This is a genomic window from Microtetraspora sp. NBRC 13810, from assembly GCF_030268685.1.
Lineage (GTDB): Bacteria > Actinomycetota > Actinomycetes > Streptosporangiales > Streptosporangiaceae > BSRQ01.
Genome location: NZ_BSRQ01000039.1, coordinates 1 through 14,850, shown reverse-complemented (window position 1 = coordinate 14,850; position 14,850 = coordinate 1). Strand labels below are relative to the sequence as shown.

General features: G+C 72.6%; 14 protein-coding genes, 1 tRNA gene and 1 pseudogene. 14 read left to right on the top strand and 2 right to left on the bottom strand.

Annotated elements, in window-relative coordinates:
- The first annotated feature begins 19 nt into the window (after positions 1-19).
- The 10 genes from QSK26_RS40800 to QSK26_RS40755 all read left to right on the top strand — a co-directional run bounded on the left by QSK26_RS40800 (position 20) and on the right by QSK26_RS40755 (position 11,488).
- Complete coding sequence (locus QSK26_RS40800) at positions 20-784, top strand: TIGR03936 family radical SAM-associated protein (RefSeq protein ID WP_285780743.1); 765 nt, start codon at positions 20-22, stop codon at positions 782-784.
- Positions 785-884: 100 nt separating this feature from the next.
- On the top strand, positions 885-3,974 hold the full coding sequence (locus QSK26_RS40795; RefSeq protein WP_285780742.1) for a ribonuclease E/G: 3,090 nt from the start codon (positions 885-887) through the stop codon (positions 3,972-3,974).
- A gap of 196 nt (positions 3,975-4,170) precedes the next feature.
- Positions 4,171-4,473 (top strand): 50S ribosomal protein L21, encoded by a 303-nt coding sequence (gene rplU, locus QSK26_RS40790; protein WP_285780741.1) that lies wholly within the window; start codon positions 4,171-4,173, stop codon positions 4,471-4,473.
- An 18-nt stretch (positions 4,474-4,491) separates the two neighbouring features.
- On the top strand, positions 4,492-4,749 hold the full coding sequence (rpmA, locus tag QSK26_RS40785) for a 50S ribosomal protein L27 (RefSeq protein WP_285780740.1): 258 nt from the start codon (positions 4,492-4,494) through the stop codon (positions 4,747-4,749).
- A gap of 104 nt (positions 4,750-4,853) precedes the next feature.
- Positions 4,854-6,215 (top strand): GTPase ObgE, encoded by a 1,362-nt coding sequence (gene obgE / locus QSK26_RS40780; RefSeq protein ID WP_285780739.1) that lies wholly within the window; start codon positions 4,854-4,856, stop codon positions 6,213-6,215.
- Positions 6,212-7,351, top strand: a complete 1,140-nt coding sequence (gene proB, locus QSK26_RS40775; RefSeq protein ID WP_285780738.1) for a glutamate 5-kinase — start codon at positions 6,212-6,214, stop codon at positions 7,349-7,351. Before obgE ends, proB begins: the two co-directional genes overlap by 4 nt.
- A 14-nt stretch (positions 7,352-7,365) precedes the next feature.
- The gene (locus QSK26_RS40770) at positions 7,366-8,652 is read left to right on the top strand and encodes a glutamate-5-semialdehyde dehydrogenase (RefSeq protein WP_285780737.1); all 1,287 of its coding nucleotides are present in this window, start codon (positions 7,366-7,368) and stop codon (positions 8,650-8,652) included.
- A gap of 53 nt (positions 8,653-8,705) precedes the next feature.
- Positions 8,706-8,885 carry a hypothetical protein gene (locus QSK26_RS40765; RefSeq protein ID WP_285780736.1) on the top strand — a complete coding sequence of 60 codons (180 nt, stop codon included), beginning with the start codon at positions 8,706-8,708 and terminating at the stop codon, positions 8,883-8,885.
- On the top strand, positions 8,882-9,430 hold the full coding sequence (locus tag QSK26_RS40760) for a DoxX family protein (RefSeq protein ID WP_285780735.1): 549 nt from the start codon (positions 8,882-8,884) through the stop codon (positions 9,428-9,430). The genes QSK26_RS40765 and QSK26_RS40760 overlap by 4 nt, the downstream gene beginning before the upstream one ends.
- A 90-nt stretch (positions 9,431-9,520) precedes the next feature.
- A complete protein-coding gene (locus tag QSK26_RS40755) occupies positions 9,521-11,488 on the top strand; it encodes a serine/threonine protein kinase (RefSeq protein WP_285780734.1) in 1,968 nt (655 codons plus the stop codon).
- Positions 11,489-11,625: 137 nt separating this feature from the next.
- On the opposite strand, the gene QSK26_RS40750 is transcribed toward QSK26_RS40755, so the two are convergent.
- A complete protein-coding gene (locus tag QSK26_RS40750; protein WP_502888807.1) occupies positions 11,626-12,651 on the bottom strand; it encodes a M48 family metallopeptidase in 1,026 nt (341 codons plus the stop codon).
- An 87-nt stretch (positions 12,652-12,738) separates the two neighbouring features.
- Here QSK26_RS40750 and nadD point away from each other — a divergent pair, with 87 nt between their 5' ends.
- The 4 genes from nadD to QSK26_RS40730 all read left to right on the top strand — a co-directional run bounded on the left by nadD (position 12,739) and on the right by QSK26_RS40730 (position 14,677).
- The gene (nadD, locus tag QSK26_RS40745) at positions 12,739-13,356 is read left to right on the top strand and encodes a nicotinate-nucleotide adenylyltransferase (RefSeq protein ID WP_285780732.1); all 618 of its coding nucleotides are present in this window, start codon (positions 12,739-12,741) and stop codon (positions 13,354-13,356) included.
- A 35-nt stretch (positions 13,357-13,391) separates the two neighbouring features.
- The gene (gene rsfS / locus QSK26_RS40740) at positions 13,392-13,796 is read left to right on the top strand and encodes a ribosome silencing factor (RefSeq protein ID WP_285780731.1); all 405 of its coding nucleotides are present in this window, start codon (positions 13,392-13,394) and stop codon (positions 13,794-13,796) included.
- Between the two features lie 34 nt (positions 13,797-13,830).
- Positions 13,831-14,469, top strand: a complete 639-nt coding sequence (locus QSK26_RS40735) for a histidine phosphatase family protein (protein ID WP_285780730.1) — start codon at positions 13,831-13,833, stop codon at positions 14,467-14,469.
- 135 nt (positions 14,470-14,604) lie between these two features.
- A tRNA-Ala gene (locus QSK26_RS40730) sits at positions 14,605-14,677 on the top strand.
- 20 nt (positions 14,678-14,697) lie between these two features.
- Here the strand turns inward: QSK26_RS40730 and QSK26_RS40725 are convergent.
- Positions 14,698-14,850, bottom strand: a pseudogene (locus QSK26_RS40725) (ClpB D2-like domain containing protein); the annotation flags it as partial.

Sequence of the window (14,850 nt, the reverse complement as noted above, 5' to 3'; positions counted from 1 at the left end):
CGTGGCGCAGCGCCTTCGCGTGCGCTACGCCAAGCGCGGTCGCCTGCGCTTCACCAGCCACCGTGACATCTCACGGGCCGTCGAGCGCGCCGTCCGGCGTGCCGGCATCCCGGTGGCGTTCAGCGCGGGATTCACCCCACACCCGAAGATCTCCTATGCGGGGGCGGCGCCGACCGGCGTCGCGAGCGAGGCCGAATACCTTGAGATCGGCGTGACGAGACCGTGTGACCCCGAGGGGCTGCGCGCCGGGCTGGACGCATCGCTGCCGCCCGGTCTCGACGTGCTCGACGTCGTGGAGGCACGGGCGGGGAGCCTGGCCGACCGGCTCGAAGGCTCCGACTGGGAGTTGAGACTGCCGGGGGCGGACGCCGGCCTCGCCACGGTCGCGGTGGAGAAGTTCCTCGCCGCCGATCTCGTGGAGGTCGAGCGTCTGACGAAGAAGGGAATGCGCCGCTTCGACGCGCGGGGGGCCGTGCTGAGCCTGGCGGTGCTGGAGGGAACAGAGGGAACAGAGAGAACAGCAGGTCAGACGCCGGGACGGTCATGTGTCATACTTCGCATGGTCGTACGGCACGCAACTCCTGCCGTTCGACCCGACGATGTTCTCACGGGTCTTCGTCTTGTGGCCGACTTCGCGCCGCCGTCACCCCCCGAGGTGACCAGGCTGGCGCAGGGACCGCTCGATGCGAGCACCGGTGAACCCGCCGACCCGTTCGACCTGGACCGCGATCCGACGCGCGGCGGCGAACCGGGCCTGACGGAGCGCGTCGTCGGCGACCTATAGGACTTGGCGCCGGTTCTCCACGGAGCACCGGCGGACAACTGAGACGAGAGCTCCCGTGCGGCGCGGCGACGTGCCCGGGAGCTGACGGGAGAACGCCCGCATGCTCGACAACGAGCTCATCGCCGGGGCCGACGGCCCACAGGGCGACACAACAGAACAGCAACCAGTGAAGACAGTCCGCCGCCGCGCGGCGAGCCGACCGGCGGGTCCCCCGCCGGAGGAGGCCGAGCGCGCCGCGGGACTCACCGACACCCCTGCGCAGCCCGACACCCCTGCGGGGCCGGGCACCGCTCCGGCGCCGGAGACGGCTCCGGACACCTCCCAGGTGGCCGCCCCGGCCCCTGAGACGCCGGTTTCCGGCGCCTCGGCCGCCGAGGCCGCGGCGCCCGGGACGGCACCGGCTCCCGACGCCGGCGCGGAGCCCGAGGCCGCGCCCAAGCGCGCCACGAGGCGCAGGACGGCCTCGACGGCCACCACCACGGGCACCACCCGGCGCACCCGTACGAGCAAGAAGGCGCAGGCCGAGGCCGCCCTCGACGCGCCCGGGACGACGCCGCCCGCGAGCGGCGCGGAACCCGTCGCGGACACCACCGTGGACACCACGGCGGGCACCACCGTGAGCACCGCCGCGGACCTCACCGCGGGCACCGCCGCCGAGCCCGTCGGGGCCGAGGCGGTCGTGGCCGAGGAGCAGCCGGTCAAGCGGCGGCGGAGCCGTAAGAAGGCGGAGACGGTGGAAGAGCCCGCGGTGGACCGGTCCGCCGGTGCCGCCGCGCCCGCTGGGACCGGTGTGCCCGGTGGCGCCGTGGCGGGGGAGAGCGCCGAGCTGGAGGCCGCGCTGCCCGAAGAGGAGCCGCTGGACGACGAGCCGCCCGGCGAGGACCTCGACGTGGAGCCGCTGGGCCGTACGGCGGGTGCCGCCGACACGCGCGGCGGCGTCGGCGACGCCGAGGACGCCGGGGAGGACTTCGGCGAGGACTTCGAGGACGACGAGTCCGAGCGGCCCGGGCTGCTCGCCGACCCGTTCGGCCTGACCGCCCCGCGCCGGCCGGCCTCCGCGCCCGCGGTGAGCTTCCAGGCGCCCTCCGCGGTCTTCACCCCGCTCTTCCAGGCTCCCGAGCCGTTCGCCGCCGACCCGTTCCGGCAGCAGCCGCCCGCGCAGCCCGTCCGTGACGAGTCCTCGCACGAGGAGGACGCGCAGGCCGAGGACGCCGAGCTCGCCGAGGACGACGACGACATCGAGAACGACCAGGACTCCGACGGCGACGAGGCCGGCGGCCGGCGCAGGCGGCGCAGGCGCGGCGGCCGGGGCCGGGGCAAGGCGCGCGACCGCGACGACGCCGAGGACGGCTCCGAGGACGACGACGGGGCCGACGCAGCCGCTGAGACGGATGACGACGGCGAGGACGAGAGCGGCCCGGCCGCCGAGCAGGCGGGCGACGAAGGGTCCGCCGGTTCGCGGCGGCGGCGCAGGCGGCGCAGGCGCGGCGGCGACGACACCGCCGAGCCGACGCCCGACGACCCGCCGAACACCGTGGTGCGCATCCGCGCGCCGCGGGCCGGGCGCACGTCGATGGACGAGGTGCAGAGCGTCCGCGGCTCGACCCGCCTGGAGGCGAAGAAGCAGCGCCGCCGTGAGGGGCGCGAGCTGGGCCGCAGGCGTCCGCCGATCATCACCGAGTCGGAGTTCCTGGCCCGCAGGGAGTCGGTCGAGCGGGTCATGGTCGTCCGCAGGCAGGGCGGCAGGACCCAGATCGCGGTCATGGAGGACGGCGTCCTCGTCGAGCACTACGTCGACCGTGAGGCCAGCCAGTCCTACGTGGGCAACGTCTACCTCGGCAAGGTGCAGAACGTGCTGCCCTCGATGGAGGCGGCGTTCGTGGACATCGGCAAGGGCCGCAACGCCGTGCTCTACGCGGGCGAGGTCAACTTCGACACCGCCGGCCTGGAGGGGCAGCCCAAGCGCATCGAGTCGGCGCTGAAGTCGGGCCAGTCGGTGCTGGTGCAGGTCACCAAGGACCCGATGGGGCACAAGGGCGCCCGCCTGACCTCCCAGATCAGCCTGCCCGGCCGGTACCTCGTCTACGTGCCGGACGGCTCCATGACCGGCATCTCGCGCAAGCTGCCCGACAAGGAGCGCGCCCGGCTCAAGAGCATCCTGAAGAAGGTCATGCCGGAGAACGCCGGGGTGATCGTCCGCACGGCCGCCGAGGGCGCGTCGGAGGAGGAGCTCGGCCGCGACGTGGCCCGGCTGTCCGCGCAGTGGGAGAACATCCGGCGCAAGGCCAAGTCGGCCAGCCCGCCCGAGCTGCTCTCCTCCGAGCCGGACCTGACCATCCGCGTGGTCCGCGACGTGTTCAACGAGGACTTCTCCTCGCTGGTCGTGGCGGGCGAGGAGATGTGGGACACCGTCGACGAGTACGTCAAGTACGTCGCGCCGCACCTCGCCGACCGCATCACCCGGTGGGAGGAGGGCGGCGACGTCTTCGCCGCCTACCGCATCGACGAGCAGATCGCCAAGGCGCTGGAGCGCAAGGTGTGGCTGCCCAGCGGCGGCTCCCTGGTCATCGACCGCACCGAGGCGATGACCGTGGTCGACGTGAACACCGGCAAGTTCACCGGCCAGGGCGGCAACCTTGAGGAGACCGTCACCCGCAACAACCTGGAGGCGGCCGAGGAGATCGTCCGCCAGCTCCGGCTGCGGGACATCGGCGGCATCATCGTCATCGACTTCATCGACATGGTCCTGGAGAGCAACCGCGACCTGGTGCTGCGCCGGCTGCTGGAGTGCCTGGCACGCGACAGGACGAAGCACCAGGTCGCCGAGGTGACGTCGCTGGGTCTGGTGCAGATGACCCGCAAACGGGTCGGACAGGGCCTGCTGGAGGCCTTCTCGACGCCGTGTGAGTGCTGCAACGGCCGCGGGCTGCACGTCTCCACCGAGCCGGTGGAGGGCAGGCCGGAGCCTCGCGGCACCCAGGGCAAGATGGCGATCGAGAAGGCCGTGGCCGACAAGATCTCCAAGAACGGCGACGGTACGGCTGTCGCGGCCGGGGACCAGAGCGGACGTGATACCGTGACCGATGCGCTTGACGATGTCCCGGCACCCGGATCCGCCGAGGACGACCAGGCAGCACAGACCTCAGGCAGGGGGCGGCGACGCTCCCGCCGAGCCAAGTCGTCCGACTAGGGATACCTCCCTGGCGGTCGACGCCCGATGTTCCGTCCGGTTCGACCTGGGCAGCCGGAATCCGGTACCCTAGTCAATCGGTGCGTCCGGTGACGCGCCCTGTTCGCGCGCCTACCCGGTTCGTCGGTCATCAGTGACGGTAGCCGGATGCGGGGCGCAGCATCCAGCGAGCAAGAAGCAGAAGAAGGGTTCCGCGGTGTACGCGATCGTTCGTTGCGGCGGCAGGCAGCAGAAGGTCTCCGTCGGTGACGTCCTCGAGGTGGACAAGGTCGCCGGTGAGGTCGGTTCCACGGTTTCGCTGCCGACGGTGCTCGTCGTCAACGAGGGCGACGTGACCACCGACGCGGCCAGGTTCACGGTCTCCGCCGAGATCCTCGGTGAGACCAAGGGCCCCAAGATCAGCATTCTGAAGTACAAGAACAAGTCGGGCTACAAGAAGCGCCAGGGTCACCGCCAGCGGTACACCCAGGTGAAGATCACCGGCATCGACCAGGCCTGAGTTCGGGAGCATTGCGAGATGGCACACAAGAAGGGCGCGTCGTCCACCCGGAACGGCCGCGACTCCAAGGCCAAGCGCCTCGGCGTGAAGCGCTTCGGCGGCCAGTTGGTCGGCGCCGGCGAGATCATCGTCCGGCAGCGCGGCACCCACTTCCACCCGGGCGACAACGTCGGCCGCGGTGGTGACGACACGCTGTTCGCGCTCATCGCGGGCCACGTGGAGTTCGGTGTCAAGCGCGGCCGTCGGGCCGTGAGCATCGTCCCGGCCGCGGAGTAGATCCGCACCGGCAGACGTTCGTAAGCACAGGGGTGGATCGCCTTCCAGCGATCCGCCCTTGTGCGTTGTAGAGGGCATAACGCCCACGGAGGAAGAGGCACCAGATGGCGGAGTTCGTGGACCAGGTCGTCCTGCATGTCAAAGCGGGTGACGGCGGACACGGGTGCGCCTCGGTGCACCGCGAGAAGTTCAAGCCGCTGGGCGGGCCGGACGGCGGCAACGGGGGCCGGGGCGGCGACGTGATCCTCCAGGTGGATCAGAACACCGCGACCCTGCTCGACTACCACCGCCGCCCGCACCGCAAGGCCGCCAACGGCAGGCAGGGCGAGGGCTCCAACCGCGACGGCGCCAACGGCGACGACGTGGTGCTGACCGTGCCCAACGGCACCGTGGTCAAGGACGGCCGCACCGGGGAGGTCCTGGTGGACCTCGTCGGCGCGGGCACCAGCTTCGTCGTCGCCAAGGGCGGTCACGGCGGGCTCGGCAACGCCGCGCTCGCCTCGGCCAAGCGCAAGGCCCCGGGCTTCGCGCTGCTCGGCGAGGCCGGCGACGAGCTCGACGTGGTGCTGGAGCTGAAGACCGTCGCCGACGTCGCGCTGGTCGGCTTCCCGAACGCGGGGAAGTCCTCGCTGATCGCCGCGCTGTCGGCCGCCCGTCCCAAGATCGCCGACTACCCGTTCACCACGCTGATCCCCAACCTGGGCGTGGTCACCGCGGGCGACACCGTCTTCACGGTCGCCGACGTGCCCGGCCTGATCCCCGGCGCGTCGCAGGGCAAGGGGCTGGGGCACGAGTTCCTGCGGCACGTGGAGCGCTGCAACACGATCGTGCACGTGCTGGACTGCGCGACGCTGGAGCCGGGCCGCGACCCGCTCAGCGACTTCGAGGTGATCGAGGCCGAGCTGGCGGCGTACGGCCTGCTGGAGGACCGGCCGCGTCTCGCGGTGTTCAACAAGGTGGACGTGCCCGAGGCGCGTGAGCTGGCCGAGCTGGTCCGGCCGATGCTGGAGGAGCGCGGGCTGCGGGTCTTCTCGATCTCCGCGGCCAGCCACGAGGGTCTGCGCGAGCTGTCCTTCGCGATGGGCGAGATGGTCGCCGCGGCCAGGGCCGCCGCGCCGGTGGAGGAGCCGACCCGGATGATCATCCGGCCCAGGCAGCTCGGCGACGCCGGTTTCGCCGTGCGCCGGGTGGACGAGAACACCTTCCAGGTCACCGGGGAGAAGCCGGAGCGGTGGATCCGGCAGACCGACTTCAACAACGACGAGGCCGTCGGCTACCTCGCCGACCGGCTGGAGCGGCTCGGCATCGAGGAGGAGCTCGTCAAGGCGGGGGCCACGGCCGGCGCCGAGGTGGTCATCGGCTCGATGGAGAGCGGCTACATCTTCGACTGGCAGCCGACGCTCAACGCCGAGGCGGTCCGGATGGGGCCGCGCGGCTCGGACAACCGGCTGGGAGGCGTTCAGTGACCGTACCCGCCGGGGTGGACCGCGGGCTGATCCGCGACGCGGCGCGGATCGTCGTCAAGGTGGGCTCGTCGTCGCTCACCACCGCGCAGGGCATGATCGACGTGGACCGGGTGGACGCGCTCACCGACGTGCTCGCCGCCCGGCACGGCAGGGGGACCCAGATCGTCCTGGTGTCCTCCGGGGCGATCGCGGCCGGGCTCGGCCCGCTCGGGCTGCCGGCCCGCCCGCGCGACCTCGCCACGCAGCAGGCGGCCGCCTCGGTGGGCCAGGGCGTGCTGGTCGCCCGCTACACCTCCTCCTTCGCCAGGTACGGCGTGCGGGTCGGCCAGGTGCTGCTGACCGCCGACGACATGATGCGCCGCTCGCACCACCACAACGCCCAGCGCACCCTGGAGCGGCTGCTGGAGCTGGGCATCATGCCGGTGGTCAACGAGAACGACACGGTCGCCACCGACGAGATCAGGTTCGGGGACAACGACCGGCTCGCCGCGCTCGTGTCGCATCTGATCCGCGCCGACGCGCTGGTGCTGCTGTCGGACGTGGACGCGCTCTACGACGGCGACCCCCGGCGTCCCGGCGCCCGTCGGCTGGCCGAGGTGCGCAGCCCGGCCGACCTCGTCGGGGTGGAGCTCGGCGGCACCGGCGGCAAGGTCGGCACCGGCGGCATGGTCACCAAGGTGCAGGCGGCCAGGATCGCCACCGGCGCGGGCGTGCCGGTCGTGCTCACCGCCGCAGCGCACGCCGCCCAGGCGCTGGCCGGCCAGGACATCGGCACCTTCTTCCACCCTGACGGCCGTTTCCCCGGCACCCGGCTGCTGTGGCTCGCGCACGCCACCACCGGGCGCGGCCGGCTGCACCTCGACGGCGGCGCCGTGGAGGCCGTCGTCGGCCGGCGCAAGTCGCTGCTGCCCGCCGGGGTGACCGCGGTGGAGGGCGACTTCGCCGCCGGGGACCCGGTCGACCTGTGCGGCCCGCGCGGCCGGGTGGTCGCCCGCGGGCTGGTCAACTTCGACGCGGGGGAGATCCCCGGCCTGCTCGGCCGCTCGACCAGGGAGCTGGGCAGCTCGCTCGGCCCCGAGTACGAGCGGGAGCTGATTCACCGAGACGACATCGTCATACTGGAGTCCTACCACTAGGTCTGGAGCGAGGCATGTCCGACGCAGACGAGTTCCGACGCGTGGCCACGGCGGCCAAGGAGGCCGCAGCGGAGCTCGCCCCGCTGCCGCGCGCGCCCAAGGACGCGGCGCTGCGCGCGATCGCCGACGCGCTCGTGGCGCGCTCGGCGGAGATCGTCGAGGCCAACGCGCTGGATGTCGCCAAGGCGCGCGAAGACGGCACGGCCGAGACGATGATCGACCGGCTCCGCCTCGACGCCGGGCGGGTCGAGGCCATCGCGCAGGCCGTGCGCGAGGTGGCCGACCTGCCCGACCCGGTCGGCGAGGTGGTGCGCGGCGGCACCCTGCCCAACGGGCTGGAGCTGCGCCAGCTCCGGGTGCCGATCGGCGTGGTGGGCATGATCTACGAAGGCCGTCCCAACGTCACGGTGGACGCCGCGGCGCTGTGCCTCAAGAGCGGCAACGCGACCCTGCTGCGCGGCTCCTCCAGCGCCTACCACTCCAACGTCACGCTGGTGGCGGTCATGCGGGACGCGCTCGCCGGGACGCGGGTGCCGGCCGAGGCCGTGCAGCTCGTGCCCGGGCGGAGCAGGGAGTCGGTCAAGCACCTCATGCGGGCCCGCGGCCTGGTGGACGTGCTGATCCCGCGCGGCGGCGCGTCGCTGATCAACGCGGTGGTGGAGGAGTCGTCCGTGCCGGTGATCGAGACCGGCGTCGGCAACTGCCACGTGTACGTCGACGCCGACGCCGATCTGACCCTGGCCCTTTCGATCCTGCTCAACGCCAAGGTGCAGCGGCCCTCGGTGTGCAACGCCGCGGAGACCCTGCTGGTGCACGAGCGGGTGGCCGCGGAGTTCCTGCCGCGCGCCCTGGCGGCGCTGGCGGAGGAGGGCGTGACGGTGCACGGCGACGCCCGGGTCGCGGAGTTCGGCGACGTCGTGCCGGCCACCGAGGACGACTTCTATACCGAGTACGTCTCGCTGGACATCGCCGCCGCCGTCGTCGGCTCGCTGGAGGAGGCGGTGGCGCACATCAGGAAGTACGGCTCGGGGCACACCGACGCGATCGTCACCCGGTCCCAGCCGGCCGCCCGCAGGTTCGTGTCGCTGGTCGACTCGGCGGCGGTGGCGGTCAACGCCTCCACCCGGTTCACCGACGGCGGCGAGTTCGGCTTCGGCGCGGAGATCGGCATCTCCACCCAGAAGCTGCACGCCCGCGGCCCGATGGGGCTGCCCGAGCTGACCTCCACCAAGTGGGTGTACACCGGCGAGGGCCACCTGCGCACGGCGACCGGGACCGTCATCGCCGCAAGCGGAGAGTAATCATCGCGTGTCGCTCCGCGAAAACCCCTGGTAGGGGTATTTGACTGAGCGGTATGGAGATTGTGGTCGCACTGGGCTTCGCCGCGGCGGTGCTGTTCGGGGCTGATCGCCTGTTGCTCTGGCTGGAACGCCGGGGACATGTCAACTGGCGGCGCACGGCCCGTCCCGACCTCACCGCCGAGCCCAGCGCGCGGCTCGACGCGCTGCTCGCCGACGTGGGGAGCCGGTCGTGAGGCGGATCGCGTATGACGTCGCCGCCCTGGTCGCCCGGCTGGTGGTCGGCGTGGTGTTCCTGGCGCACGGCCTGCAGAAGGCCGGCAACGGTCTCGACGCCACCGCCGCGTCGTTCCGCGAGTCGGGGGTGCCGCTCGCGCACCTCTCGGCGGCCTTCACCACGGCGGTCGAGGTGGCCGGCGGCGCGATGCTGCTGTTCGGCCTGCTCACGCCGCTGGTCGGGGTGGGGTTCCTGCTGATCACCTTCGGCGCGGTCGCCTTCGTGCACGGCGCTAACGGGATCTTCGCCAAAGAGGGCGGCTGGGAGCTGATCGCCGCGCTGGGCGCGGCGGCGCTGCTGCTCGCGGCGGGCGGCGCCGGCCGGTTCAGCCTGGACCACCTGCTCTTCGGGCGCAGGGGGGCGCGGTCGGGGGAGGCCCTGCCGTACGCGGCTCCGGGCGGGCCGCTGCGCGATGCGCACGCCCCCGTGGGCCCCCAGGATTCGCCGTACGCGCCGCCGCTCGACCTGCCGGCCCGTGAGGAGGGCGGAAACAAGGAGGGTTGAGCTTTCAACGTTCGGCGTGCCGCTCCGGTGTGGGGCGGGCTGCTGCACTAGGGTTAGGGACCCTGTGGAAGCGCCGGGCGAGGAGGAGGTGTGGGCAAGCTCCGTCGAGTCGGCCCCTACACGCTCCTTCGTCGTCTCGGCCGGGGCGGGATGGGCGAGGTCTACCTCGCCGACAGCCGGCGCGGGGAGCGGGTGGCGGTCAAGCTGCTCCGCGACCCGCTGAGCGACAGCGATGACGCACGCCTGCGTCTCGAACGCGAGGTGCGCGCCCTGCGCCGGGTCGAGAGCCCTTACGTGGCGAGGGTGCTGGACGCCGACCTGATCGGCGAGCGGCCCTACCTCGTGATGGAGCACATCGACGGCGACACCCTGCTGGAGCGGGTGCGCCGCAGCGGCCCGTTCGGGCGCGCCGAACTGGTCGCGCTCGCCCAGCGGATGGCCGTCGCGCTCGCCATGATCCACGCCGCGGGCGTGGTGCACCGCGACCTGAAGCCCGCCAACGTGCTGCTGGGGCCGGACGGCCCGATCCTGATCGACTTCGGCATCGCCCATATGCTGGACGCCACCCGGCTCACCATGACCGGCACGTTCCTCGGCACGCCCGGTTACGCCGCGCCGGAGCTCTTCGCCGACGAGCCGGTGGGCGAGCCCGCCGACGTGCACGCCTGGGCGGCGACGGTGGCCTTCGCCGCCACCGGCCGGCCCACCTTCGGCCGTGGCACCATCGAGGCGCAGATGTACGCGATCCTCAACGGCGAGGCCGACCTCGCCGGGGTGCCCGCGGCGCTGCTGCCCCTGATCAAGGCGGCGTTGAACCGCACGCCGTCCAAGCGGCCGACCGCCGCCCTCCTGGCCGACCGTCTCACCCGTCTCGCCCGCGCCACCGCGATCCCGGTGCTCGACGACGCGGGCGGCGCGGCGGCCGCGGTCGTCGGCGCCTCCGGCGAGCCGCTGGCCGCGCCGCACCTCGACGCCGCCCCCGCCCGGCAGGCCGCCGCCCGGTCCGCCCGGGAGACCCCGGCCGGGCAGGCCCACCACTCGATGCCGGAGACCGGTCAGCGCCGCCTGGCGGAGGATCCGGCGCACCGGCGCGGCCCGGAGGACGGCCACCGCCGCACGGCCGAGGAGGCGGCGCCGCGCCGCGCGGAGGACTCCCAGCCGGGACAGCGGCGCACGTCCGAGGACTCCCAGCCGGTGCCACGACGGGCGGCGGAGGACTCCCACGGGTCGCAGCGTGGCGCGGAGGATTCGCACGGGTCGCGGCGGGCGGCGGAGGACTCGTACGGGTCGCGGCGGGCGGGGGAGGACTCGTACGGGTCGCGGCGGGCGGGGGAGGACTCGTACGGGTCGCGGCGGGCGGGGGAGGACTCGTACGGGTCGCGGCGGGCGGGGGAGGACTCGTACGGGTCGCGGCGGGCGGGGGAGGATTCGTACGGGTCGCGGCGGGTGGTGGAGGAGCAGGCGGGGCAGGGGCGCAGGCGGCCGGCTTCGGCGCCGCCGCGGGGCGGCAGGAACGGTCCGGCGCGGCGGTCCGGCGGGCCCACGCAGGCCGGGACCCCCGCGCTGATGGTGCTGGCGGTGCTCGCCGTGCCGTGCGTGGTCGGGTCGGTGATCTGGCCGCCGGCCGCCTTCGGGGTGACCGGGCTCAGCACCGTGCTGGCCCGGAGCGCGTGGATGGGGCACTGGATGGTGCGCAACCACAGGACCCGTGGGGCGCGGTGGTCGCGCAGGGTGCTCGGCTTCCCCTTCGCCTTCACCGCGTCCGCCGTGAGCGCGGTGGCGTGGCCGGGGGTGCCCGCCGCCGGGGCGGCGGGACTCAGCCTCTGGGCGGCCGCGGGCGCCGATCTCGGCCCCGGCTGGTGGGACAAGCCGGGGCCCGTCACCCTCGCGGGCGTCGTGTTCGGTGTGGTGTGCGGCTGGATCGTCGGCCGCGAGGTCGAGCGGGTGGGATCGGCCCTACCGGGGCTGCGCAAGGAGGGGTTGCGCGCCTTCGCCGTGCTCGGCGGCTTCGTCGCCGTCTGCGCGGCGGCCGTCCGCGCCATCGCGCTGCTGTTCTGACGTGTTCTGGCGTGTTCTGGTTCGGGCTGGTCCGTCTGACCTTGCTGACGGCCCGCGGGGATCGGTCGCGCACTGCCGCGTGGCCGATCGGAAGCACGCCGCGGGGGGTCGGCTCCGTCAGTCTCCGTCGGCTTCCGTCAGCTCCCGTCCCGGCGGGCGAAGCGGTTGAAGATGCGCTCTCCGGCGTGCACGGCGCCCTCGGCCACGTCGCGCAGGACGCCGATGAACGGGTCCTGGGACTGCGACCACGACTCGCGGTAGGAGCGGGCGGCGGCCCTGATCTCTTCGCTGATGCTGGCGTCGGCGTCGTCCGCCCGGCGCGGATAGGTGCCGCCGACGATCAGCTCGTACTCGCCGCCGCGGCGCCACTTGTCCAGCTCGGCGACCCGGGAGACGGCGAACGGGTGGGTGGTGCCCAGCAGGTTGAGGACCTTGAGGAACCCGTCCCGCACGTCGCCGGCCGTGTCGTACTCGCGGGCCTGGTCGAGGAACGCCTCGATGTTCATCTCGTGCAGGTGGGAGCCGCCGGAGAGCTTCATCAGGGCGCGCAGCGCGGCCTCCGGGTCCTGGCCGCAGAGCAGGCCGCCGCGGTCGGCGGAGAGCTCGGACTTGCGGTACCACTCCTCCAGGCCGGCCACGATCGCGCGCAGGCCGATGTAGCCCAGCGGGATCCAGGCGACCCGGGAGGCGAGCCGGGTCAGGATGTCCAGCATGGTGCGGTAGACCGCGTGGCCGGACAGGATGTGCGCCGTCTCGTGGCCGATGACGAAACGCTGCTCCTCCTCGTCCATGAGGTTGAGCAGGCCCGTCGTGACGACGATGAAGGGGTCGTCGAAGCCGATCGCCTTGGCGTTGACCGTGGGATCCTGCTGCACGTAGATCTCGGGGATCCGGTGCAGGTCGAGGATGTAGGCGGCGTCGCGCCCCATGTCGTGCAGGGCGCGGAACTGCGTGTCGCTGGTGCGCACGGCCGACGCCATATAGATCAGGCGCAACCGGCGCTCGCTGATCAGACCGGACATCTGCTTCAGCACCGTGTCGAACCCGCTCAGCGAACGCAGCGCGACCAGGGCGGACCGGTCGGCGGGGTGTTCGTAGGCACGGGACGAGATGCCAGGTAGTTGTACGCGGTTGCGATCCGGGGTGGTCGTCATGCCCGGCATGCTACGTCGGGGAGACCCGGGACGCGCGAGCGCCGCGGGTGAGGGGGGTGTCAAGGTTCTGTGTGCCATGAGCGTAAGGTCCGTTTCATGATGAATGCGCCGAACGGCCAAGGGAAACGGCGGCTGGGCGTTATGGGAGGTACGTTCGACCCGATTCACCATGGGCACCTGGTGGCGGCGAGTGAGGTGGCCCACCATTTCGACCTGGACGAGGTCGTCTTCGTGCCCACCGGCCGGCCGTGGCAGAAGGCGGAGCAGGCGGTGACCGCGGCCGAGGACCGGTACCTGATGACGGTGATCGCCACCGCGTCCAACCCGAGGTTCTCGGTGAGCCGGGTGGACCTCGACCGCCCGGGGCCGACCTTCACCATCGACACCCTGCGTGACATAGCCAGCCAATACGGGCCGGATATCGACCTTTACTTCATCACGGGCGCCGACGCCCTCGCCCAGATACTCTCCTGGCGAAACGTCGACGAACTCTTCACCATCGCGCATTTCGTAGGCTGTACCCGTCCGGGTCATGTGCTGCGGGACCCGGGGCTTCCCGACGGGAAGGTCAGTCTGGTGGAGATTCCGGCACTGGCGATCTCCTCTTCGGAGTGCCGTCAGCGGGTGGCGTCCGGAGAACCGATCTGGTATCTCGTGCCAGACGGGATCGTGCAATACATCAATAAACGCGGGCTGTACCGGGAACCCTCCTAGTGACAGCAGCGACAACAGGAGGACAGACCCACATCGTGACCGCATCCGAAAGAGCCGTCCAGCTCATCCGGGTCGCCGCCGAGGCGGCCGCCGACAAGCTGGCCGATGACATCCTCGCCTACGACGTGAGCGACCAGCTCGTCATCACCGACGCGTTCCTGCTCTGCTCCGCCACGAACGACCGCCAGGTCCGGGCCATCGTCGACGAGATCGAGGATCGCCTGAGGATCGAGACGGACGCCAAGCCGGTCCGTCGTGAGGGGGAGCGCGAGGGCCGCTGGGTGCTCCTCGACTTCGTGGACATCGTGGTGCACGTGCAGCACGAGGAGGACCGGACCTTCTACGCCCTGGAGCGGCTGTGGAAGGACTGCCCGGCCATCCCGCTGCCCGACGCCGTGCGTCAGGCCGCCGTCCAGCGAGCCCGCGGGGCCGCCTCGTGAGGCGACCGCGACTTCTCGCCCCGGCGGCCGGCCGATGAGCCGCCGTGTCGTGTGCTGGCGCCACGGCCAGACGCTGTGGAACGTCGAGCATCGGTTTCAGGGCCATACCGACATCGCGCTCGACGAGACGGGGGTCGCCCAGGCGGCGCGGGCCGCCTCGCTGCTCGCGTCCCTGCGCCCCACCATGATCGTCTCCTCCGACCTGAGCCGCGCGGCCGACACCGCCGCCGCGCTGGGCAGGCTCACCGGGATCGACGTGGTGGCCGACAAGGACCTGCGTGAGCGCGGCGGTGGCGAGTGGGAGGGGCTCACCCGCCAGCAGATCGCCGAGCGCTGGCCGCGCGAGTACACCGCCTGGGAGGCGCCCGGCGGCGAGCCGGTGCCCGACGTGTCGGAGCGCGTCTCCGCCGCCATCCGCCGGTGGGCCGCCCGGCTCGACGAGGACGGCCTGCTCGTGGTCGTCTCGCACGGCGCCGCGCTACGCCTGGGCATCGCGGGGATGCTGGGGCTGCCGGAGTCCCTGTGGCCGGCCCTAGGCGGCCTCGGCAACTGCTCGTGGTCGGTGCTGGAGGAGGGCCGCAAGGGCTGGCGCCTGCTGGAGCACAACGCCGGCACGCTGCCCGAGCCGGTGAGCAGCGACGACAGCCCGGAGGCCGCGGAAGACCGCCTCTGACCCCGTCGTGCGGCCTGCGCCCAGCCCTCCGGCCGGTGCCGGGCGCGAGGCCGTACGACGGTCGATTATGCGTAGGGCCGCCCGGGCCTATATGCTTCCCGAGCGTCGTGAGCGAGAGTGCTCGGGCGGCGATCAGGGGCTATGGCGCAGTTGGTAGCGCGCCTCCATGGCATGGAGGAGGTCTGGGGTTCGAATCCCCATAGCTCCACACACGGTGACGACGAGTTCGTCCCCTTCGACGGTGACGGTGGCGGTCTGCCCCGGGCGGAGCTCGCCGTACAGGATCTTCTCCGACAGCGAGTCCTCCAGCTCGCGCTGGATGGTCCGGCGCAGCGGCCGGGCGCCCATCACCGGGTCGTAACCCCGGTCGGCCAGCAGCTG